The following is a 20875-nucleotide window of genomic DNA, read 5'->3' on the forward strand; positions in this document are numbered from 1 at the left end:
CAAAGTTATGCAAATGGAAGGATCCGTGGGAAAGATGAGTGATTTACTGCAGGAGGCCGTATCCTTTATCAGGACAAGCTATCCGGAATTGTTGAAAACGGAAGAGGAAATAAATGACAGGGTTGAACAAATCAAAAGGGAAATTAATGAAACAGACAGATATGAACATACATATGAAGAATTAGTATATGGTGCTAAATTAGCTTGGCGTAATAGTAATCGCTGCATCGGTCGCTTTTTTTGGGAGTCGCTGAGGGTGATTGATAAAAGGATGATTCAAAGCGAACAAGAAATTGTATCGGCTTTATTTGACCATATCGAATTCGCTACGAATAATGGAAACATCAGGCCAGTGATTACAATTTTCAAACAGAAAGATCATGAAGGGAAATTGGATATTTGGAATCATCAGCTTATTCGTTATGCTGGATATGAGACGGAAAATGGTGTAATTGGCGATTCAAGTTCAATAGAATTCACCAAGAAATGTATGGCATTGGGATGGGAAGGGAAATTTGGACCTTTCGATATATTACCCATTGTAGTCCAATTGGAAGGGAAAACCCCTAATTTTCATGAAATTCCTGAAAGTCTCGTTAAAGAAGTGCCAATCACACACCCGGAGCTTAAATGGTTCAAAGATCTTCAAATCAAATGGTATGCAGTTCCAATCATTTCTGGTATGAGGCTAGAAATTGGCGGTATTACCTATTCAGCTGCACCATTTAATGGGTGGTACATGGGAACGGAGATTGGTGCCAGAAACCTTGCTGATGAAGAACGCTACAATATGCTTCCAGCAATCGGGGAGAGGATGGGCTTGGATATTAAGCGTGATTCGACTTTATGGAAAGATCGAGCCTTGATCGAACTGAATGATGCCGTCCTACATTCGTTTAAAAAACATGGAGTCAGCATTGTTGATCATCATACTGCAGCTAAACAATTCAAGAAATTCGAAGAAAAAGAAACTTCTTGTGACCGGAAAGTAACAGGGGACTGGACATGGTTAATTCCACCGGTGTCTCCAGCTACGACGCACGTTTTTCATAAGCCGTATGACAATGAAATAATGAAACCTAATTTCTTTTATCAAAAGCCTCCATATAAATAAAGGTTTACATTAACTGGCATTGGGTATATATATATTAATCCAATAAAAAGGGGGAAGGTAATGATGGCATTAGGAAGAAACGCATTATTACTAGGAGTCGGAGTTGCCGGAGTCTCATTTTTATCAAATAAAACGAACAGAGTAAAAGTGAAGGGCATATGGTCCAATGCAAAAGATAAGACATTAAGCTTTTGGAATAGGAAGGCTTCAGAGCTAGACCCTGTAATTGAAAAGGCTGGTCACCCTGATCCATATGATCATGAAGATAATAAAATGGTAGATGAAGGCGCCATGTATGGTGTTCACTATTATAATAATGCAAAGCATGGATAATCAAAAATCGCTTGGGGATTCCCAAGCGATTTTTTTATCCTGGTAAAAAACAGATAATTGCGAATTTTAAACCAGGTATTCAAGGTGGTAAATTCGTTATTGTACTTTAAAAGAATAAGGATTAAGATTAAAGAATCGAAAGGAAGTGGATACGAGTGAGCAGCAGTTCTTATGATCCTGAACCCAGAAAGCAAGAGGAAGCCGATATGATGCTAGAAGTCGAGACTGTTATTCTCCCTGAGTATCTGCTCGAAGAAGGTAAATAAGGCTTTCTCTATAGAAGAGGAGGTCAACTAATGATTGAAATCTACAAGACGGATGAAAACCGTCACCTAAATAATATCGAGGAAATGACAAAAGGTTCCTGGGTGAATATCGTCGCGCCCACTGAAGCTGAAATAAGTTATATATGCACGACTTTGAAGTTACCGATCAATTTCATGAAAGACCCGCTGGACGATGAGGAAAGGCCTCGGATAGAAAAAGAAGATGATAATGTTTTAATAATTGTTGATTTTCCATATTTGACCCGGGACGAAGCCGACTTACCCATCTTCGAAACGATTCCCATAGGGATGATCTTTACCAAAGACTGTTTTATTACGGTATCTTTGAAAGAAACACCCATATTGGCGAATTTCAAAAACAATAAGATTAAAGGGTTTTTCACCAATAAGAAAACAAGGTTTGCTTTACAATTATTATTTGAAATTTCATCTTATTATTTACGTTATCTGAAACAGATTAACAAAATGACGAATGAAGCGGAACGTGAATTGCATCAGTCCATGAAAAATAAAGAACTGTATACTTTCTTGGCTTTGGAAAAAAGCCTCGTTTATTTTACGACATCATTGAAATCCAATCGGGTAGTACTTGATAAGATCCTCCGTTTTAATTATTTGAAAATGTATGAAGAAGATAAAGAATTACTTGAGGACGTAATCATCGAAAATGCACAGGCAATTGAAATGGCAGAAGTGTATCTCTCGATTCTTAGCGGGATGATGGATGCATTCGCTTCGATTATTTCCAATAATGTCAATAATGCCATGAAGTTTCTAACCTCAGTGACAATTATTTTAACGCTCCCGACGATGGTGGCAAGTTTTTACGGAATGAATGTGGAACTGCCATTTGAACATAATCCGTATGCTTTCATCTTTACATTATTAATTGCCATCACTTTAGCGGGGACGACAGCATTCATTTTTTGGAAGAAAAAATATTTTTAAAATTAACCGGCTTATTAAGCCGGTTTTGTTTTATTCCTCAAAAAAATCAGCAAATCCCTCACTGTTGATCCGATCGGTATAGGGATTCTCATCATTTACATTCTTTGCATCCAAATTCGTTTTAATTACTAAACGGGGACTCTGTGAAGGTTCCCTGATGATACGGTCGTTCAACTCTTTAAAATCCGGTACATCCTTATTGCCGGGTTTGTTTGGTTCCAATAAAACCACCTCCATTAGTATCTTTGCAATAAACGGTGGGGTATATTCATGAATATTCTTAGGTTTGGGAAGGATAAAGGACTGAGGAGGAGATCATGATGACGAAATGGAATGAGCAAGCCGCTCCCGATAATAATTTAAAGGCAAGTGATTTAAACCAGGATGAAGCCGGGAGATCAAAAATGAGTTCAAAAGCCAAAGATGGGGATCACCTGAATGATCTTAAGATCCAACAGGAAATCAGAAAGCAAAATCTATAAGAAAAGAGCCTGGTCGAAAGTAAGGAAACTGGGTATGTTACATTTACATTGGATTAAGCAGAGGAAAACGCTTGGCTGTTAAACCAAGCGTTTTTTGTGTAACATGTACACGGAAAAATCCATGATAGTTTAGGTTATCATGAACGCTTTTGCTTTTTAAGTGAAGATGGTTGAGTGAAGGACCCGGTTTCTTTCGTAGTGGTACCTTGTCCCTCTACCTGAGAAGAACCTAAACGAGTTTGTGAAGCATCTTTCTTGTGTTTACCATTCATTTTTATCACCTCGATATTACTTTCCCTATTTCCTTTGCATCCTATACATATATTGAAGGTGAAAAGGACAGGTTAGAAAGTAGAGGAGGTGTGTGTTGATGTCAAAAATCGGTGTTGAAGAATCATTAACGAATATTCAGGAAGCACTTCGTGAAAAAGGTTTTGATGTTGTGGAGATTAAACAAGAAGCTGACGCAAAAAACGTGGATTGTTGTGTGGTTACAGGAATGGATAGTAATGTGATGGGAATAAGCGATACTTCATTAAAAGCGTCTATCATAGAGGCAAATGGTTTAACGGCTGATGAAGTGTGCCGCCAGGTTGAAAATAAAGTGAACGCAATTCAATAGTTCAAAAAGTGCCTAACCCAATATTGGGTTAGGCACTTTTTCTGTTCAAGGTTGTTGTGATATGGAAATTGTCACGTTCAATTCCACCGCTACATTACCTTTGATCGCTCTTGAAATCATACAAGAAGTTTCAGCTTTTTCAGCAAGTACCCTCGCTTTTTCAGCCACTTTTTCTGATGTATCCCGTGCTAATACTAGTGTAGGGCGATGTATGATCTTCTTGTAGGTGAATACACCATTTGTAACATCCACTAAGGCTTCCGATTGCATGGTCAAGCTGTCCTTTTCTATATGGGCTCGCTCTAACATGGCAGCAAAGGTAATGATATAGCAGGTCGAGGCCGCTCCAAGCAGCATTTCATCGGGATTAGTGCCAATCCCTGGTCCCTCCATTTCCGTAGGGATACTTATCTGTGTTTGCAGATTTCCTGATTGAATCGTGCCGATATCATTTCTGCCGCCAGGCCATTCCGCGGTTAAATGAAAGTGATGTAACGTCATATTTTTAACCTCCTTACTATATCTAATAGTGTAAACGATTAAACAGGTTATGTATTCGATTTTGCTCGAAAGTGTTGAATCGTCGAATTAAGATTCCAAATGGCCGAAAAAAGTGTCGATCTGTTCGAATAATCTCCGAAAATGCCGAATAATGTGCCCGTTCGGTCGAATTTCTCACAAACGACGAAAAAAACTTACAGTGTGTCCAGTTAGGATTGGTCAAACAAAAGGCAGAGGCATTAGGCTATTTTAAGCACCATATTGGATAGGCTTTTCTATAATAATATAGATTAGTTATATAAATAATAATTCATTACGGAAGGGCTGAAAAGTTGACTACTTTAAGTAATATGTTCGATTTGACTAATAAAACGGCAATCATTACCGGTGGCGGTAGGGGACTGGGCAAACAGATTGCCATGGCGTTGGGGGAGGCAGGAGCAAATATAGCCATTGCCTCACGAAATCTTCCTGTATGTAAAGAGGTATGCGAACACTTGCAATCAATGGGGATTAAGGCAGTTGCCTTTGAATGTGATATCACGAAAGAGAGTGATATTGATCATGTGGTACAGGAAACGGTTGCCCAATTCGGTACGATTGATATTCTTGTCAATAATAGCGGCACGTCCTGGGCAGGGCCGCTATTTGATCTTCCCAAGGATAAGTGGGAAAAAGTATTGAATGTAAATGTTACAGGTACTTTCCTGTTTTCACAGGCTGTAGCGAAGATCATGAAGCAGCAAAATTCCGGAAAAATCATAAATATTGCATCTGTGACGGGTCTTGGCGGGACGTTTCCAGAGCTATTGGATACCATTGCTTATAACACCAGTAAGGGTGCCGTCATTACATTGACTAAGGATTTAGGGGTAAAGCTCGCTAGGTACGGTATCCAAGTAAATGCGATAGCACCTGGATTCTTCCCGACTAGGATCTCAAAGAATATTCTTGAAAATTCCAACTATGACATATTAGGTAAAACTCCTGCGGGCCGGTTTGGCAACGATGATGATTTAAAGGGAGCTGCCGTATTTTTAGCCTCAAAGGCTTCTGACTATATGGTTGGTCATGTTTTGATCATTGACGGGGGAATATCGGCAGCAGTATAAACGGAGGAGAAGGAAGGAAGATATATATGGCGGAAAAATCAAATTTTTTTAAAGGACTTAAACTGATAGGCACACAAAAAGAGCAGCAGCTGAATGATAAAATCAAGGGTTTGCTAAATAATCGTGAATTAATAGAAAGAATAAGCGATAATGCACAAATGCAGATTCCAAGAATAAATAGGATGCAGGAAGAATCAGAAAGAATGTCCATCATCATGAATTATCCAACAAAAAAAGATGTGGCGAGTGTAGCGAAATTAATCATCCAGCTCGAAGAAAAGATTGATAGGTTAGAAGAGTTGGTCTATACACTTGTTGAGGATAGAGAAGGGACTGCTAAAGGTAATTCTTCATTACGCAATAAACGGAATGCCAATTCATCGCGCAGTATGAAAAAGAAATCAAGATTGGAATCCAATGAAATGGAAGGGAGTAAAAAAAGGATATCGGATTTTATAAATAACTCTTTGTTGTTAAGTGCACAGTTGCCTGAGGTCGATTCAATTGGACAGGGGAATTCAAATGGCTAAGCGGAAAGTGCCGAAAAATCAATCCGAATCCATAACTAAATGGAAACATTTTATGGATATTCCCAATCAGCCAATGCCTGAAGTGGGACTGACGCCGAAAAAAGCGGTGTGGAAAAAAAATAAATCAACGCTTTGGTATTATCCGTCAGCACAAAAAAAATATGATGTACCGGTTTTTCTTATATATTCACTAATCAATACTCCTTTGATTCTTGATTTGTCCCCAGGGAATAGTTTAATAGAATCTTTTGTAAATGAAGGTTTTGATGTGTATTTGCTTGATTTTGGAAGCCCGGGGTTTGAAGATGGTGAAATATCGATCGAAGATTATATCATCGATTATATTCAAAAAGGGGTGCAGCGTGCATTACGCCACTCTGGAGCATCAGAAATTACAGTTATGGGGTTTTGCCTCGGCGGTACAATAGCCGCAATATATGCTGCCATTGCAAACGAGCCAATCAAGAATTTGATCCTCTCCGTTACACCGGTAGATTTCAGTGCCTCAGAATTTTTTGATAAATGGCAGGAAGCGTTAAAGGAAGGTACCGCGAATTTTGACGAGACGATCGATATTTATCAAACGATCCCAGCCAGTGCAGTCAAATATGGAATCCGGTTAATTACATCTCCAATCTATTTATCACCCTATTTATCTTTATTGAATCAAGCGGATGATGAGGAATACGTCCAAAATTGGCGCCGTTTCAATGCTTGGGCTAATGGGCATGTACCATTATCCGGAGCAGCCGCAAAACAAATAACCAAAGAACTTTTAATGAAAAATAGCTTGGTTAATGGTGGTTTCAAGGTAAGGGGAAAAAAAGCAAAGCTATCAAAAATTAATGCTAGTGTTTTGGTCATAGCTAGTAAGTATGATCGATTGGTCCCACAGGAAATGATTTATCCGGTAATGGAGCATTTAACATGCAAGGATAAGACATTCAGTCTACTGAAAAGTGGACATGCTGTAAAACAATATTCGGGTGAACTCCCATCTTATTTGAAGGAATGGCTACCAGGGCGTTCTTCCCCAATTCAATAGGTTACTAGGGGGGCGAAATGTACGTTTTGAACGACAATGAGTATAATAAAATCATGCCGGTTGTAGAATTTATGGGCTTTGCGTCATTGATATTTTCAAAATTCTTTGCTACATTCCCAGATTATTAAAGTGAAATAAAAGTAAGGGCTGGCTCAGTATGTAGAGCCGGCCCTAATGTATTATTGATAATATTTCACTCGTTCTTCAAGTGGTGAGACGGCTTTATCGCCAGGCTCTGCAGTGGGTTTTCCAAAAGGCATCTGTGCGATGAGTTTCCAGTCGCGTGATATATCCCATGTCTTTCTCACCTCGTCATCGATTAAAGGATTATAATGCTGAAGACTTGCACCAAACCCCTCAATTTCCAAGGAAGTCCATACGACAAATTGTAAAATGGCAGATGATTGGTTAGACCAAATCGGGAAGTTTTCGGCATACGTCTTGAATTGTTCTTGAAGCCTTTCTATAATGGCCTGATCTTCAAAGAATAAAACCGTACCATAACCATTTATAAATGACTTTATTTTTTCTTCCGTTTTTTCAAAATCTTTGTCACCGACTGCTTTTCTTAATGTTTCTTTTGTGATATTCCATAATTGGTCGTGGCTTTTCCCGGTTAAAACAATCACTCTTGCACTTTGTGAGTTGAAAGCGGAAGGGGAATATTGAACGGCATGATCGATAACTTCCTTAATCCTTTTATTAGGGACGACAATTTCCTTACTAAGGGAATAATATGAGCGCCTATCTTCAATTGCACTTGAAAAATCTTTAGCCATATATCACACCTCCATTAATTATACCGACTTATTTTGACCTGATATTATTATTTTATTAAGTGAATGGTTTGAAATATTTGAATCAGGAATGGTTGACAAATATATAAATGTCGTTTATCTTTAATTCAAGATATTTTTATTAAAAGTGTTGTGTATAACAGATTAGATACCTTGAATTCGAGATATTATTGGCGGATAATTCATCTCCTTAAGGGGAGATTTATAAAGATAGGAGTGGTACGGATGGAATTAAAAGGATTACATCATGTTTCGGCGATTACAGCTAGAGCGGGAAACAACTTTGAATTCTACACGAAAGTATTAGGGATGCGATTAATCAAAAAAACGGTGAATCAAGATGATATTCGTGTGTATCACTTATTTTATGGAGACCAAATTGGTTCACCGGGAACGGAACTGACATTTTTTGAAATTCCCAATGCTGCCCGCACTCATGAAGGAAACAATAGTATTTCAGAAATTTCTTTACGGGTGAGGGATGATGAAGCACTCGAATATTGGAAAAAACGGTTTGTGGAATCCAAGGTTGATCATGATGAAATATCAACCCGTTTCCAAAGGAAGGTTCTTTCTTTTAAAGATCCTGAAGGGCAAAGGCTTCTTCTTGTTTCCGATCAGGATAATAAAGGCGTTCAAGGAGGGTTACCATGGGATGGAAGCCCTGTACCGCAAGAGTTTTCCATACTAGGATTAGGACCAGTTAAACTTACTGTACCCAATATTGAACAAACGCAAAGCGTTCTTACCGAAGTATTGGGGTTCAGGAAATCAGGCACATACCCATCCTCAATTAGGGGGCAAAATCCGATTGTCGTCTACGAGACAGGTGAGGGAGGAACAGGAGCGGAAGTCCATGTCGAAGAAAGGAATGACATTCCCCGAGAACGATTGGGGAGAGGCGGAGTACACCATGTTGCCTTCCGGGTGGATAATGAAGTAGAACTGAGAAAATGGATAGAGAAAATTAGTGAATCGAAATTCGTGAACTCGGGATATGTGGACCGCTTTTATTTTCGTTCACTATATTTTAGGGAGCCGAATGGCATATTATTTGAATTAGCGACTGATGGACCTGGTTTTGCAGTGGATGAAGCAGAGGAGCACCTAGGCGAGAACCTTGCACTGCCACCATTTTTAGAATCGAAAAGAAAAGATATTGAATCGAATTTAAAACCCCTGAATACTAAATCAACAAATTAATCAACGGGAAAGGAAGTAATCGGCATGAGAAAGCAAAATGCAGGAATACATCATATAACCGCAATTGTAGGCAATCCTCAAGAGAATGTGGATTTTTATGCTGGAGTATTAGGAATGCGTATGGTGAAGAAAACTGTTAATTTTGATGATCCAGGCACCTATCACTTATATTTCGGAGATGAATCAGGTTCACCGGGTACTATCATCACTTTCTTTCCTTGGCCTGGGGCATACCGAGGGACAATTGGCTCTGGACAAGTGGGGATTACGACATATGCCATTCCGGAAGGTTCAATGGGCTTCTGGGAAATGCGTTTGGGTAAATTTAATATAGACTTTGAAAAGTCATCACGTTTCGGTGAGGAATATCTGAAATTCCAAGACCCACATGGTTTGCAACTTGAACTGGTTGAGCGTAAAGAAGGTAAAAATAGCGAGTGGTCATTCGGCGGTGTACCAGCTGATAAGGCAGTCAAGGGATTTGGCGGTGCTGTATTATTGACGTCAAAACCGATCAAAACGATGGAACTATTAGAGGAAGTGATGGGCCTGCAAAAGATCGGGGAAGAGGACGATTTCATCCGCTTCAAATCCACATCGGACATCGGAAATTTAATAGATGTTAAAAAAACCGTTTTGCCAAATGGAAAAATCGGAGTAGGAACTGTCCATCATCTGGCATGGCGTGCAAGCGATAATGAAGATCATAAAGAATGGCGAGAACATATCGGTAACAATGGCTATGGCGTGACCCCATTTACAGACCGTCAATACTTCGATGCCATTTATTTCCGGGAAGATGGAGGCATACTCTTTGAAGTTGCCACAGATCCACCTGGCTTTGCTCATGATGAGACGAAGGAAACGATGGGTAGTAAATTGATGCTCCCGCCATGGCTGGAAGAAAAAAGGGGAATCATGGAGAAAACGTTACTGCCGGCAGTGCCGAGAGTACTAGAGGAGGATAAATGATGAAACATATTTTTCAAAAAGGAAGTAATCCAGAAGCTCCGTTACTTTTGCTTTTACATGGTACTGGAGGAACGGAATCAGATCTCTTGCCATTATCGGAAATGGTTTCACCGGGTTCATCCGTATTGAGTGTACGGGGAAATGTCCTTGAAAACGGAATGCCTCGTTTTTTCCGCCGGTTAGCTGAAGGGGTTTTTGACGAAGAAGATTTGATTTTCCGTACGAATGAGCTTAATGACTTCTTGGAATTAGCGTCCGGACAATATGACTTCGACCGTGACAGAGTGGTAGCATTAGGTTATTCTAATGGTGCAAATATAGCGGCAAGTTTGATGTTCCATTTCGAAGGGGCACTACAAGGAGCGATTCTTCATCATCCAATGGTGCCTAGACGCGGGATTGCTATGCCGTCACTCTCAGATATACCAGTATTTATTGCTGCAGGTAAAAACGATCCGATTTGCCCGGCAGAAGAAACGGATGAACTTAATCAACTTTTATTGCAAGCTGGTGCTTCGGTGGAAGTTCACTGGGAAAATTACGGTCATCAGTTAACACGTTCAGAGGTCGAGGCAGCAGGTTCATGGTTTCATAAGAACTTTATATAAGAATGAAAGAGGGAATGAAGATGATTTCAGTAAATCCTGAAGGTCTGACTGAACGGGAAAATTATAAGTTTTTGACTGGAAGCATTATACCGAGACCCATAGCTCTCGTTACGACACAATCCGAAACCGGTACCATCAATATAGCGCCGTTCAGCTTTTTTAACATAGTCAGTTCCAATCCTCCGATGATTTCCATTTCTGTTCAACGGAAAGAAGGAGTTTCAAAGGACACTGCAAGAAATGCAATTCAATCAGGGGAATTCGTTGTTCATATCACTGATGAAAATAATGTTGCTGATGCAAATCGAACGGCCAAGGAACTCCCATCGGATGAAAGTGAATTGGGCCTGACCAATTTCACGACGGCTGTTAGTGATAAGGTATCCGTACCAGGATTGCAAGAAGCGAAGGTACGCTTTGAATGTACATTAGAGCATGCGATTCCATTGGGAGGTTCCCTAGATAAACCTGGTTGTGATTTATTGATAGGTAAAATAGTCTGCTATCATATAGAGCAAGATATTTACCATAATGGCCGAATTGACCAGAATGGGCTTAAACCTGTAGCAAGATTAGCGGGTCATACTTATACAAAACTAGGGGAATTATTTGAAATGGAACGACCTTAAGTGATAAGAAAGAAAAAATGGCGTCATCTTTTAAGATGTCGTCATTTTTTTTATACCAAAATTATTCCCGATTAGAATTATCTGCAATTCTAATACGGTGAGCGACTGTACCAAAACAAGCAATCATGCCGGAGGTGACAAAATCGTCTGAATGTAAAGGGAATTCTTTATATTCCAAAACAAAACTTGACAATTTTTTCATAGATTGATAAAGTTATAAAAAATTAATTTCTTATCCAGAGAGGTGGAGGGACTGGCCCTATGAAACCTCAGCAACAGGTCTGCTAAGACACTGTGCTAATTCCAGGGGGTGAAACCTTGATAGATAAGACCGTACGTTTTTATTTGTCAGTAGCGCACTCTTTTTAGAGTGCGTTTTCGTTTTTTCTGGATGCAGGATAAAGGAGAGTATGAATGGAGAACAAAAGGAAACAGGAATTTCAAAGGGAAATGAAAACACGGCATTTAATCATGCTATCGCTTGGCGGGGTGATTGGAACAGGTTTGTTCTTAAGTTCGGGTTATACGATTCAGCAGGCTGGCCCGTTGGGCACCATCCTTTCGTATCTGATTGGAGCATTAGTGGTTTATCTAGTCATGCTATGTCTAGGTGAACTGGCAGTACATATGCCCGAGACAGGTGCGTTTCATAGCTACGCAGCAAAATACATCGGACCAGGGACAGGGTTTACAGTAGCTTGGTTATATTGGTTAACCTGGACTGTTGCACTAGGTTCGGAATTCACGGCTGCAGGATTGTTGATGCAGCGATGGTTTCCATCAATCAATGTCTGGATATGGAGTGCTCTATTTGCCATATTGGTCTTGGCATTAAATGCTTGGACCGTTAAGTTTTTCGCTGAATCCGAATTTTGGTTTGCGTCTATAAAGGTAATTGCGATTGTGATATTTATTATTTTGGGAGCAGCGACAATGGTAGGTTTTATTCCAATGACTAACTCACAACCAGCACCGCTATTTTCCAATTTTACAAGTGCAGGTTTATTTCCGAATGGTGCTTTTGCCATTATAATGACGATGCTTGCGGTGAATTTCGCATTTTCTGGAACTGAATTAATCGGAATTGCAGCTGGAGAAACTGTGAATCCAGAAAAAACGATACCAAAGGCAATCCGCATGACATTATGGAGATTGATCATCTTTTTTGTAGGAACCATCGTTGTATTATCCGCATTATTGCCTGTTTCGGATGCAAGCGTATTAGAGAGCCCCTTTGTTGCAGTTCTTGAACGAATTGGAGTGCCATATGCAGCGGATATCATGAACTTTGTTATTTTAACTGCCATTTTGTCTGCTGCAAACTCAGGTCTATATGCCTCTTCCAGAATGCTTTGGTCCCTTGCAGATAAGAAAACGATATCACCAATATTTGCAAAATTAACAAAAAGAGGCGTTCCGATAAATGCAGTCATTTTCAGTATGTTGGGTGGTGGTTTAGCCTTGTTCTCGAGTATTATTGCACCGGATACGGTGTATATCGTCCTTGTATCCATTTCGGGTCTAGCCGTGGTTGTAGTTTGGATGAGTATTAGCGCTTCACAGTTCCTATTCCGAAGACGTTTTATAAAAGAAGGAAATTCAGTAAATGATTTGGCTTATCGTACACCATTATATCCGTTCGTACCAATCGTTTCTTTCATGCTTTGTCTTGCTTCATGTATAGGAATTGCCTTTGATCCTACACAACGGATAGCACTTTATTGTGGTATTCCATTTATTTTGTTTTGCTATGGAACTTATTATATTACACAATCTTCAAAGAAAAGAGGAGTAAAACCATGAAGAATAAAATAAACCCAATTGACGCTATTTTACGAGATCATTCAGTCATGATTCTGGACGGAGCTCTAGCTACAGAGCTCGAGCGGTATGGATGTGATTTGGACGATCCCCTGTGGTCTGCACGTGTATTACTTGAAAATCCAGAAGTGATTTATCAGGTTCACTCTGCATATTTTCGTGCTGGAGCGGACTGTGCGATAACTGCAAGCTACCAAGCCACCGTTGAAGGTTTCTCCCTGCGTGGGATCCAAGAAAAAGAGGCCATGGAGTTAATTCGGAAAACGGTGTTACTCGCAAGGAAAGCAAGGGATGATTATTGGAAGGATGAAACGCAAACAAATAGACCTAAGCCATTGGTTGCTGCATCAGTTGGACCTTATGGGGCGTACCTTGCAGATGGTTCAGAATATGTAGGAAACTATGGTGTTTCAGATGAAACCTTAGTAGAATTTCATCGCCCAAGAATATCAGCTTTGATTGAAGCAGGTGCTGATCTCTTAGCATTTGAAACGATTCCATCCCTTCAAGAAGCAAAAGTATTGGATTCATTATTGAAGGATTATCCAGAAGTGTATGCTTGGCTATCCTTTTCTTTGAAAGATGAGAAAGCGATAAGTGACGGTACATTGCTGGAGGAGTGTACGAGGTTGTTTGAGGAAAGTGAGCAAATTGCAGCGATTGGCATTAACTGTGCACCAGTATCAGTTGTCACGGAAGCTATCAATGTGTTGAGTGCAAACACGAAAAAACCAATTATTGTTTATCCGAATTCTGGTGAAACTTATAATCCGGATACCAAAACATGGCATGGTCAAGAATCTTGTAACAAGTTCAACCTGAAATCCGAAGAATGGCACCATGCAGGGGCACGTTTGATTGGAGGTTGCTGCAGAACGGCACCTCATCATATTGAAGAGATTTCAAGAAAGTGGCGACCATCCGAGGTGGTATCCTCATAGCCTTTTTTCTGGATTTCAAAATGTTTTTATTAGCTATGTAAGAAGTGGGAAAACCCTCCCTCTCGTCTTGTCAAAAATAAAAAGAACAGGAATCGTCTTAATCAGGCGGTTCCTGTTCTTTTTGTCTCTTTATTCAGATTTGAGTTATTGGAAGGAAAGGGAGAATTGCTTATTGTTTCTAGGGGCTTCTGAAATAAGTGATTCGTTTCATGTATGCACTTGACCGAATTGCGCCTACTTAACGGTGGTTGCGGATTTTGCCGCTTGATTGCCTGGATCATGATGTACAATTAGACGAATATTGAACGAGAAAGGAGGGATTTGGAAATATTAGTTGCTATCTCTCGGGATTAAGAGAGGAATGAATCCGATTTTGCAGCAGGTTCAGATTCACCTTTACTTATTTAGCCAAACTGCTTAAGGCAACAATGAAAAACAGCCTTCATTAAAGCAAGAAACAATGAAATATGAGTCAACCTAGAATGAAAGTTCCTTATTAATAAAATGATTCACGATCAGTAAAAAGGGAAATTAAATCATATTTTTTTTACGCTTGGGAAAACTAAATAAACAAGAATAGAAAGGAGAGAATGAATATGAGTCGTGGTAAAAATTTTAATCACAAAGAAAAAGGACATCCAGGGAATTTACCTAATAATAGAATAAGCGAAGAGAAAGAACATAGTCGACAATATGAACAGATTGAGGATATTGTCACACATGAAGCTTTTAAAAATCGTGAAAAAGAAGACGAGATGCCTTAATTATTTGGGAAGCAGTATATAGTTTAGTCATTTTTAAATATCGCTCATAACATAGTACTAGCAAGGTATTGCAATTATTATTGTTTGCATAAGCAATTTCCCATTCTAGTAAGGCTTATAAAATTTCGCTTTCCGAAAAACAGCACATGAATAATAACGTTTGTTCCACTTCATCATGATGGTTCCAACATTCAGCTTCGTATTTGCTTTTAAAGATTTCATTAATTTCCATATATGGGATTGGGAAAAAACCATGAGCTTTGCTATGGTTTTTTCTTTCATTGCAAATAATAAAGAGGGAAAGTCGGAGTGATTAAATGTAAATAAGCGTATAAATGGAGGGAAAAACGGAAGAATTACAAAAAATTCTGTTAAAATTTTTTGTAAGAAAAGTGGAAAACAGGATAAAAATAATGGAGGATCTATGATAAGACGACTTTCTTCTATTAAATGATAAAAACCTCCAACTTACTTTCTCGGGACATTAGTTTTCATTGCAGAGCCCAGACCAGTTAGTAGTATAATCTATTTGTACACATATTCTCTTTTCATAAAAAATAGCAATCATTTTAGTCATGAAAGTGCGAACTTCAATAACTAGGACAACTTATCCTAACAAAAGTTAAGGGAGTTCATGTTCTTAAAGAATCCATCAAGCCTACCATATCCTAATTTTCCAAGTAAGTTAAAACCCAACTATCAGGTGATAGTGCAATAAGTCCACTTTATAACTATAAGACCCTGCTTTATGTCATACGGTTATGTCCCTCATAAATGCTGCAGGAAAATAATAATGTCCGCAATTTGAATTCGTATATTTGTTGCTAAATGAAAGGTTATATCAGATTCCACTTACCAGAACTTAGCCCAATGGCTCTTTTGTTTTATTAAGTTTATCTCGATTTACTTCCACTTCTCGCTTAGCTCTAATAAAAGCAATAAATTGAATCGTTTCTTCTTCAGAAAGAGAAATTCCATCGACAGAAAGCTTCATATTTGATAAATCGGTTAATTCCAAGACCTGAAGTGATTCTGTGGAAACCTCTTTAGGCAGAGAAGCTGGATAATCTACTCTACCTAGAAGATAATCGGTGGATGTATCATATAAGCCGGCTAATAAATTAATCGTTTCTAATGAAGGGCGGCGGTGGCCCGATTCGTAACCTGCATAGGTACTCTTGGCGATTCCGAGCCTGTCAGCCGTATATTGCAAAGACCACCTTTTGCACTTCCTTAATGTAGTTAATCTATTTAATATCATTTTTATTACTCTCCTTTTATATAAATCCATTATACCATCATATGACAATAAAGTGTACGCGTAATGAATAACTTTAGCTTGATTTCACTCTTGAACAGAACTATAATTACATGTGATGTACGCGTAACATGAACATTTACAATGAATACATCCTTTCTGAGATGCTTAGAATGATTGGGATACAGGGAGGCTTTATAGGGGGTAGTAAATTGGAGGAATTGAAGTCAAAAATTAAGAAGTTGATGTTAATTACTACCGGTGGTACAATTGCATCGTTAGAAGGGGAAAATGGACTGGTTCCAGGGATGAAAGCTGACGAAATTTTAGGTCACCTTCCGGGATTAGATTTATGTCAGATTGATAGTAAGCCTTTGATGAATATCGATAGTACAAATATGCAGCCGGAAGATTGGACAGAAATGGCTCAATCCATCCATGAGCACTACCATGATTACGATGGCTTTGTGATCACCCATGGGACAGATACGATGGCTTACACTTCAGCTGCGCTCTCATATATGTTACAAGATTTAGGGAAACCAATTATTATTACAGGTTCTCAAATCCCAATTGCCTTTAAAAAGACGGATGCCAAAAGAAATATCTCTGATGCGATTCGGTTTGCTTGTGAAGATATTGGAGGCGTATATGTAGTTTTTGATGGTAGAGTCATCCAGGGTACAAGGGCCATTAAATTGAGAACGAAAAGCTATGATTCGTTTGAAAGTATTAATTATCCTTATATTGCTTCCATATCAAAAGATAAAATTGAGTATCTTAAGCCAGTTCAATCAACAAAGAATAAGAAAGCCAAGTTAGATGCTTCCATTTGTACTGATGTTGCTTTGGTAAAGCTATATCCGGGGATTAAGCCCGAATTCTTTGATTTTCTGAAAAATCAATACCGGGGAATTGTAATTGAAAGTTATGGGAGCGGCGGTATTCCGTTTCAAGGAAGAAATATTTTAGAGAAGTTGAATGAGTTGGTCGAGTGTGGAATATCCGTTGTCATTACTACCCAATGTTTAGAGGAAGGGGAGGATATGGATATATACGAAGTGGGACGAAAAGTAAATAAGAATGTCATCATTCGTTCCAGAAATATGAATACAGAAGCCATCGTTCCTAAGTTGATGTGGATATTAGCAAAGACACAGGATCCCAAAAAGGTGAAGGAATTGATGGAAACACCGATTGCAGAGGACATTACATTCTAGAACAAACAAAGGGGCAAGAGGAAATGTTGATAGATGAGAGAACATACCGAATTGAAAAAGACTTTCTTGGGGAAAAGGAAATTCCAGCAGATGTTTATTATGGAATACAAACTTTACGCGCTGTAGAAAATTTTCCGATTACCGGTTATAAAGTCAATGAAGAAATGATTCGTGCACTTGCTATGATAAAAAAAGCAGCCGCTTTAGCAAATATGGATACCAAACGCTTGTATGAAGGTATTGGAAACGCTATCGTTAAAGCTTCAGATGAAGTGATCGATGGAAAGTGGCATGAATATTTCATCGTTGACCCAATTCAAGGCGGCGCGGGCACTTCGATGAATATGAACATTAATGAAATCGTTGCCAACCGAGCGTTAGAACTTATGGGACACAATAAAGGTGATTATGTTCATGTTAGTCCAAACAGCCACGTTAACATGTCACAATCGACGAATGACGTATTTCCAACTGCCATTCATTTATCAACACTACGACTATTAGAGCAGTTAATACAAACAATGACAAAGATGAGTACGGTCCTAAAGAATAAAGCAAAACAATTTGATCATGTTATCAAAATGGGTCGCACACATCTTCAGGATGCAGTGCCAATTCGTCTCGGGCAAGAATTTGAAGCATATAGTCGCGTATTAGAGCGGGATATAAAAAGAATCAGTCAATCACGTCAACATTTATATGAAGTGAATATGGGAGCAACTGCAGTTGGAACGGGATTAAATGCAGATCCGCGTTACATTGAAAATGTTGTTAAGTATTTAGCTGAAATCAGTGAATTGCCACTTGTCGGAGCAGAACATTTAGTAGATGCAACCCAAAATACGGATGCATATACAGAAGTGTCAGCTTCATTGAAAGTATGTATGATGAATATGTCTAAAATTGCTAATGATTTACGTTTGATGGCTTCAGGACCAAGAGCGGGATTAGGAGAAATCACACTTCCAGCTCGTCAACCAGGTTCATCCATCATGCCAGGAAAAGTAAATCCAGTAATGCCAGAATTAATTAATCAAGTCGCTTTCCAAGTGATCGGGAACGATAATACGATATGCTTAGCATCAGAAGCGGGGCAACTAGAGTTGAATGTAATGGAGCCAGTGCTTGTATTCAATTTATTGCAATCTATCAGCATTATGAACAATGCTTTCAATGTCTTTACAGATTATTGTTTAGAAGGCATTGAAGCGAATGAGCAACATTTAAAAGATTATGTCGAACAAAGTGTTGGAGTGATTACAGCGGTCAACCCGCACCTTGGTTACGAAGTGGTTTCACGTATTGCGCGTGAAGCGATTTTAAAAGGAAAATCAGTTCGCGAACTTTGTTTACAGTATGATGTGTTAACTGAAGAAGAATTGGATTTAATTTTAAATCCTTATGAGATGACAAAGCCTGGTATAGCAGGTGCATCTCTTTTCGATCGGGAATAACCAGTAAATTTGTAGAAGACATTAAACTATATAATTTTGTTGGTATGACTATGCCTATTGGACCATTGGTTTATAGGCATAGTTTTTTATTATTTAATATGAAATTTTACTCATTCATATGCACACCTGCGTGCGAAGATAAAAAACCGAATATTCAGATTATAAATGAAGCTTGTAAGTTTATTTTGTGGTATTTTTGGCCATTGTCCTAAAAAATTAATCCCCCTTAGAAATACATCTAAAGGGGAAGCTTGAGCTAAATGTTTCCTGTATTAGCCTTTTACTACTTCCTGTCCACGAACATTCCATGTAAATGCAAAAACCACTACTGCCAGAACACAAGAAATTGTTATTAATGTAAAGCCTGCATTCCAACCTGCAAAGTCCACTACATATCCCATAATGGCATTAGCCGCTACTGATCCACCTAAATATCCAAATAAGCCAGTCAGTCCTGCTGCAGTACCGGCAGCTTTTTTAGGAACTAAATCAAGTGCTTGTAGACCAATTAACATTACAGGCCCATAAATTAAGAATCCAATCGCAATTAGTGAAATAATATCAATCATTGGGTTACCTGCAGGGTTAAACCAGTAAACAAGGACTGCGATTAATACTCCTAGCATAAAGACAACCCCGGCCGGTCCACGACGCCCTTTAAAAACTTTATCCGAGATATAACCGCATAATAAAGTTCCCGGAATGCCTGCCCATTCATATAAGAAATAAGCCGTACTGGACTCGTCCATGTTGAAGCCTTTTTCTTCGCTTAAATAGGTCGGAGCCCAATCAAGTACCCCATAACGGACGAAATAAACAAAGATGTTTGCAATCGCAATTGCCCAAACCCATTTGTTATTTAAAACATATTTAAATAATATCTCTTTTGTTGTCAATTCTGTTTCAAACGTTTTTTTCATTTTATTTGGAAAATCATTACGATACTCTTCAATTGGAGGTAATCCAACTGATTGTGGTGTATCGCGTATTAAGATAAATGAAATGATTGCGATTATAATAGCAACTATAGCAGGTAGTATAAAAACCCCTTCATAACCTGAATAAGAAGAACCCATAAATGTTGCAAAGATGGAGACACCTGCAATCGCCAATGGTGCCATTAAGCCACCACCCACGTTATGGGCAACATTCCATACCGCTGTTTTTCCCCCTCTTTCACTAACACTAAACCAGTGAACAAGTACTCGGCCTGATGGAGGCCAACCCATTCCTTGAAACCATCCATTAATGAATAACATGATGAACATAATTGCAACCGATGATGTGAAAAATGGAACGACGCCCATAAGTAAGCTAACAATTCCAGCAAGAATCAACCCTACTGGCAAGAAGTACCGTGCATTACTTCGGTCTGACACAGTTCCCATTACAAACTTACTTATCCCATATGAAATCGAAATGGCTGATAATGCAAGACCCAGCTCTCCAGTTGTAAACCCTTCCTCCTTTAAATATGGCATCGCCATGGTAAAGTTTTTGCGAATTAAATAGTACGCTGCATAACCAATGAAGATTCCGATGAAAACTTGTAATCTAAGTTTCTTATATTCAGAATCAATTTTTCCTTCAGGTAATCTTTCCACTGGTAGGGCAGGCTTAAATAATTTGAGCATCCAATTCCTCCTTATTATAATTTTGAACCAAGTTAAGTATCGATGTTGAAACATAAAAAAAACCCACACTTAAATAGCGCCCTTTTTGTTTAAAAGGTCTATTAAAGCATGAGTCTCCAAATCTCCATCATCGTTAACTTGTAATAAATATACTATCTTTATAAGAAAACGCTGTCAAATGTTTTTTTGTGCGGGTTTGGACAGTGTCTGGCGCCATTTGCATCAAGTTAACTAAATAAAATTGTTTTAGTCGTAGTTTTAAAATCAGGACAATTAGAATGAAATGTGGTCCACTTGAAATGGCATGATCGGTATTAATCTTTCGATTGAAAGGGTCATTAAATCGAGATAGAGCTAAATCGTAACGATGTGTTATGTTTTATGGGAATAACTAAATTAAGACAAGACGTCACAACTGTATAAAATGCAATGTCCCCTGATTGTAACTGGAATTCATAGCTTGAAGAAAGGCATTTATATTCGTTTTTACGGTAGATTCAGTAGCCTCTGCAAATGATGGCTACTTCATTCCCTTCTTCCGGTTTCGTTCCTGAAACAAAAAAGCAGCTCTTAATGTTTTGGAATGCTCATCACTTTGAA

General features: G+C 38.7%; 23 protein-coding genes and 1 riboswitch. Of the genes, 17 read left to right on the plus strand and 6 right to left on the minus strand.

Translation table 11 applies throughout. The features are described from left to right. Window positions 1-7: 7 nt before the first annotated feature. The 3 genes from QUF94_RS12575 (at window position 8) to QUF94_RS12585 (ending at window position 2682) form a co-directional block, all read left to right on the plus strand. Window positions 8-1114, plus strand: a complete 1107-nt coding sequence (locus tag QUF94_RS12575) for a nitric oxide synthase oxygenase (RefSeq protein ID WP_289316151.1) — start codon at window positions 8-10, stop codon at window positions 1112-1114. 63 nt (window positions 1115-1177) lie between these two features. Further along, window positions 1178-1447, plus strand: a complete 270-nt coding sequence (locus tag QUF94_RS12580) for a hypothetical protein (protein WP_289316152.1) — start codon at window positions 1178-1180, stop codon at window positions 1445-1447. Window positions 1448-1743: 296 nt separating this feature from the next. Continuing rightward, window positions 1744-2682, plus strand: coding sequence for a magnesium transporter CorA family protein (locus tag QUF94_RS12585; RefSeq protein WP_289316153.1), 939 nt, complete (start codon window positions 1744-1746; stop codon window positions 2680-2682). Window positions 2683-2712: 30 nt separating this feature from the next. On the opposite strand, the gene QUF94_RS12590 is transcribed toward QUF94_RS12585, so the two are convergent. Continuing rightward, on the minus strand, window positions 2713-2904 hold the full coding sequence (locus QUF94_RS12590) for a hypothetical protein (RefSeq protein ID WP_289316154.1): 192 nt from the start codon (window positions 2902-2904) through the stop codon (window positions 2713-2715). Window positions 2905-3002: 98 nt separating this feature from the next. Here QUF94_RS12590 and QUF94_RS12595 point away from each other — a divergent pair, with 98 nt between their 5' ends. Then, on the plus strand, window positions 3003-3164 hold the full coding sequence (locus QUF94_RS12595; RefSeq protein ID WP_289316155.1) for a hypothetical protein: 162 nt from the start codon (window positions 3003-3005) through the stop codon (window positions 3162-3164). Window positions 3165-3301: 137 nt separating this feature from the next. Here QUF94_RS12595 and QUF94_RS12600 read toward each other — a convergent pair whose 3' ends face one another. Next, the gene (locus tag QUF94_RS12600) at window positions 3302-3436 is read right to left on the minus strand and encodes a YuzL family protein (protein WP_089363323.1); all 135 of its coding nucleotides are present in this window, start codon (window positions 3434-3436) and stop codon (window positions 3302-3304) included. 98 nt (window positions 3437-3534) lie between these two features. On the opposite strand from QUF94_RS12600, the gene QUF94_RS12605 reads away from it, so the two are divergent. Beyond that, window positions 3535-3786: a YkuS family protein gene (locus QUF94_RS12605; protein WP_289316156.1), complete on the plus strand. Its 252-nt coding sequence runs from the start codon at window positions 3535-3537 to the stop codon at window positions 3784-3786. A gap of 45 nt (window positions 3787-3831) precedes the next feature. Here the strand turns inward: QUF94_RS12605 and QUF94_RS12610 are convergent, their stop codons facing one another. Further along, a complete protein-coding gene (locus QUF94_RS12610) occupies window positions 3832-4287 on the minus strand; it encodes an OsmC family protein (protein ID WP_289316157.1) in 456 nt (151 codons plus the stop codon). A gap of 350 nt (window positions 4288-4637) precedes the next feature. On the opposite strand from QUF94_RS12610, the gene QUF94_RS12615 reads away from it, so the two are divergent. The 3 genes from QUF94_RS12615 to QUF94_RS12625 are packed head-to-tail and all read left to right on the plus strand — an operon-like array spanning window position 4638 to window position 6974. Then, on the plus strand, window positions 4638-5399 hold the full coding sequence (locus QUF94_RS12615; RefSeq protein WP_289318361.1) for an SDR family oxidoreductase: 762 nt from the start codon (window positions 4638-4640) through the stop codon (window positions 5397-5399). Between the two features lie 26 nt (window positions 5400-5425). Beyond that, entirely contained in the window at window positions 5426-5929 is a 504-nt protein-coding gene (locus tag QUF94_RS12620) for a hypothetical protein (protein WP_289316158.1), read from the plus strand. Further along, the gene (locus QUF94_RS12625) at window positions 5922-6974 is read left to right on the plus strand and encodes an alpha/beta fold hydrolase (RefSeq protein ID WP_289316159.1); all 1053 of its coding nucleotides are present in this window, start codon (window positions 5922-5924) and stop codon (window positions 6972-6974) included. The genes QUF94_RS12620 and QUF94_RS12625 overlap by 8 nt, the downstream gene beginning before the upstream one ends. 179 nt (window positions 6975-7153) lie before the next feature. On the opposite strand, the gene QUF94_RS12630 is transcribed toward QUF94_RS12625, so the two are convergent. Beyond that, window positions 7154-7753, minus strand: a complete 600-nt coding sequence (locus tag QUF94_RS12630) for a nitroreductase family protein (protein ID WP_289316160.1) — start codon at window positions 7751-7753, stop codon at window positions 7154-7156. Between the two features lie 243 nt (window positions 7754-7996). Here QUF94_RS12630 and QUF94_RS12635 point away from each other — a divergent pair, with 243 nt between their 5' ends. From QUF94_RS12635 to QUF94_RS12665, 7 genes are all read left to right on the plus strand, one after another. Continuing rightward, window positions 7997-8974: a ring-cleaving dioxygenase gene (locus QUF94_RS12635; protein ID WP_289316161.1), complete on the plus strand. Its 978-nt coding sequence runs from the start codon at window positions 7997-7999 to the stop codon at window positions 8972-8974. 24 nt (window positions 8975-8998) lie between these two features. Further along, window positions 8999-9946 carry a ring-cleaving dioxygenase gene (locus tag QUF94_RS12640; protein WP_289316162.1) on the plus strand — a complete coding sequence of 316 codons (948 nt, stop codon included), beginning with the start codon at window positions 8999-9001 and terminating at the stop codon, window positions 9944-9946. Continuing rightward, window positions 9946-10554, plus strand: coding sequence for an alpha/beta hydrolase (locus QUF94_RS12645; RefSeq protein WP_289316163.1), 609 nt, complete (start codon window positions 9946-9948; stop codon window positions 10552-10554). The genes QUF94_RS12640 and QUF94_RS12645 overlap by 1 nt, the downstream gene beginning before the upstream one ends. Window positions 10555-10574: 20 nt before the next feature. Continuing rightward, window positions 10575-11183 carry a flavin reductase family protein gene (locus QUF94_RS12650; protein ID WP_289316164.1) on the plus strand — a complete coding sequence of 203 codons (609 nt, stop codon included), beginning with the start codon at window positions 10575-10577 and terminating at the stop codon, window positions 11181-11183. Window positions 11184-11412: 229 nt separating this feature from the next. After that, window positions 11413-11515: riboswitch (SAM riboswitch) on the plus strand. 82 nt (window positions 11516-11597) lie between these two features. Beyond that, the gene (gene mmuP, locus QUF94_RS12655) at window positions 11598-12986 is read left to right on the plus strand and encodes an S-methylmethionine permease (RefSeq protein WP_289316165.1); all 1389 of its coding nucleotides are present in this window, start codon (window positions 11598-11600) and stop codon (window positions 12984-12986) included. Then, window positions 12983-13945: a homocysteine S-methyltransferase gene (gene mmuM / locus QUF94_RS12660; RefSeq protein WP_289316166.1), complete on the plus strand. Its 963-nt coding sequence runs from the start codon at window positions 12983-12985 to the stop codon at window positions 13943-13945. Before mmuP ends, mmuM begins: the two co-directional genes overlap by 4 nt. 596 nt (window positions 13946-14541) lie before the next feature. Beyond that, complete coding sequence (locus QUF94_RS12665) at window positions 14542-14709, plus strand: hypothetical protein (protein ID WP_162878727.1); 168 nt, start codon at window positions 14542-14544, stop codon at window positions 14707-14709. An 862-nt stretch (window positions 14710-15571) separates the two neighbouring features. Here the strand turns inward: QUF94_RS12665 and QUF94_RS12670 are convergent. Beyond that, window positions 15572-15970, minus strand: coding sequence for a helix-turn-helix domain-containing protein (locus QUF94_RS12670; protein ID WP_289316167.1), 399 nt, complete (start codon window positions 15968-15970; stop codon window positions 15572-15574). Between the two features lie 230 nt (window positions 15971-16200). On the opposite strand from QUF94_RS12670, the gene QUF94_RS12675 reads away from it, so the two are divergent. Together QUF94_RS12675 and aspA are read left to right on the plus strand one after the other, a co-directional pair. After that, window positions 16201-17187, plus strand: a complete 987-nt coding sequence (locus QUF94_RS12675; RefSeq protein ID WP_289318362.1) for an asparaginase — start codon at window positions 16201-16203, stop codon at window positions 17185-17187. Window positions 17188-17210: 23 nt separating this feature from the next. After that, the gene (gene aspA / locus QUF94_RS12680) at window positions 17211-18641 is read left to right on the plus strand and encodes an aspartate ammonia-lyase (RefSeq protein ID WP_289316168.1); all 1431 of its coding nucleotides are present in this window, start codon (window positions 17211-17213) and stop codon (window positions 18639-18641) included. Window positions 18642-18913: 272 nt separating this feature from the next. On the opposite strand, the gene glpT is transcribed toward aspA, so the two are convergent. Beyond that, window positions 18914-20275, minus strand: a complete 1362-nt coding sequence (gene glpT, locus QUF94_RS12685; protein WP_289316169.1) for a glycerol-3-phosphate transporter — start codon at window positions 20273-20275, stop codon at window positions 18914-18916. Between the last annotated feature and the right edge of the window lie 600 nt (window positions 20276-20875).

This window comes from Peribacillus sp. NJ4, assembly GCF_030348345.1.
Taxonomy (GTDB): domain Bacteria; phylum Bacillota; class Bacilli; order Bacillales; family DSM-1321; genus Peribacillus.

Bases quoted from the DNA above. Each gene is read 5' to 3' on its own strand.
- QUF94_RS12585 (WP_289316153.1), top strand. From the start codon at position 1,744: ATGATTGAAATCTACAAGACGGATGAAAACCGTCACCTAAATAATATC.
- QUF94_RS12640 (WP_289316162.1), top strand. From the start codon at position 8,999: ATGAGAAAGCAAAATGCAGGAATACATCATATAACCGCAATTGTAGGC.
- QUF94_RS12630 (WP_289316160.1), bottom strand. From the start codon at position 7,753: ATGGCTAAAGATTTTTCAAGTGCAATTGAAGATAGGCGCTCATATTAT.
- glpT (WP_289316169.1), bottom strand. From the start codon at position 20,275: ATGCTCAAATTATTTAAGCCTGCCCTACCAGTGGAAAGATTACCTGAA.
- QUF94_RS12635 (WP_289316161.1), top strand. From the start codon at position 7,997: ATGGAATTAAAAGGATTACATCATGTTTCGGCGATTACAGCTAGAGCG.
- QUF94_RS12670 (WP_289316167.1), bottom strand. From the start codon at position 15,970: ATGATATTAAATAGATTAACTACATTAAGGAAGTGCAAAAGGTGGTCT.
- QUF94_RS12665 (WP_162878727.1), top strand. From the start codon at position 14,542: ATGAGTCGTGGTAAAAATTTTAATCACAAAGAAAAAGGACATCCAGGG.
- aspA (WP_289316168.1), top strand. From the start codon at position 17,211: ATGTTGATAGATGAGAGAACATACCGAATTGAAAAAGACTTTCTTGGG.
- QUF94_RS12600 (WP_089363323.1), bottom strand. From the start codon at position 3,436: ATGAATGGTAAACACAAGAAAGATGCTTCACAAACTCGTTTAGGTTCT.
- QUF94_RS12595 (WP_289316155.1), top strand. From the start codon at position 3,003: ATGACGAAATGGAATGAGCAAGCCGCTCCCGATAATAATTTAAAGGCA.
- QUF94_RS12645 (WP_289316163.1), top strand. From the start codon at position 9,946: ATGAAACATATTTTTCAAAAAGGAAGTAATCCAGAAGCTCCGTTACTT.
- QUF94_RS12615 (WP_289318361.1), top strand. From the start codon at position 4,638: ATGTTCGATTTGACTAATAAAACGGCAATCATTACCGGTGGCGGTAGG.
- mmuP (WP_289316165.1), top strand. From the start codon at position 11,598: ATGGAGAACAAAAGGAAACAGGAATTTCAAAGGGAAATGAAAACACGG.
- QUF94_RS12625 (WP_289316159.1), top strand. From the start codon at position 5,922: ATGGCTAAGCGGAAAGTGCCGAAAAATCAATCCGAATCCATAACTAAA.
- QUF94_RS12620 (WP_289316158.1), top strand. From the start codon at position 5,426: ATGGCGGAAAAATCAAATTTTTTTAAAGGACTTAAACTGATAGGCACA.
- QUF94_RS12575 (WP_289316151.1), top strand. From the start codon at position 8: ATGCAAATGGAAGGATCCGTGGGAAAGATGAGTGATTTACTGCAGGAG.
- QUF94_RS12605 (WP_289316156.1), top strand. From the start codon at position 3,535: ATGTCAAAAATCGGTGTTGAAGAATCATTAACGAATATTCAGGAAGCA.
- QUF94_RS12580 (WP_289316152.1), top strand. From the start codon at position 1,178: ATGGCATTAGGAAGAAACGCATTATTACTAGGAGTCGGAGTTGCCGGA.
- QUF94_RS12650 (WP_289316164.1), top strand. From the start codon at position 10,575: ATGATTTCAGTAAATCCTGAAGGTCTGACTGAACGGGAAAATTATAAG.
- mmuM (WP_289316166.1), top strand. From the start codon at position 12,983: ATGAAGAATAAAATAAACCCAATTGACGCTATTTTACGAGATCATTCA.
- QUF94_RS12610 (WP_289316157.1), bottom strand. From the start codon at position 4,287: ATGACGTTACATCACTTTCATTTAACCGCGGAATGGCCTGGCGGCAGA.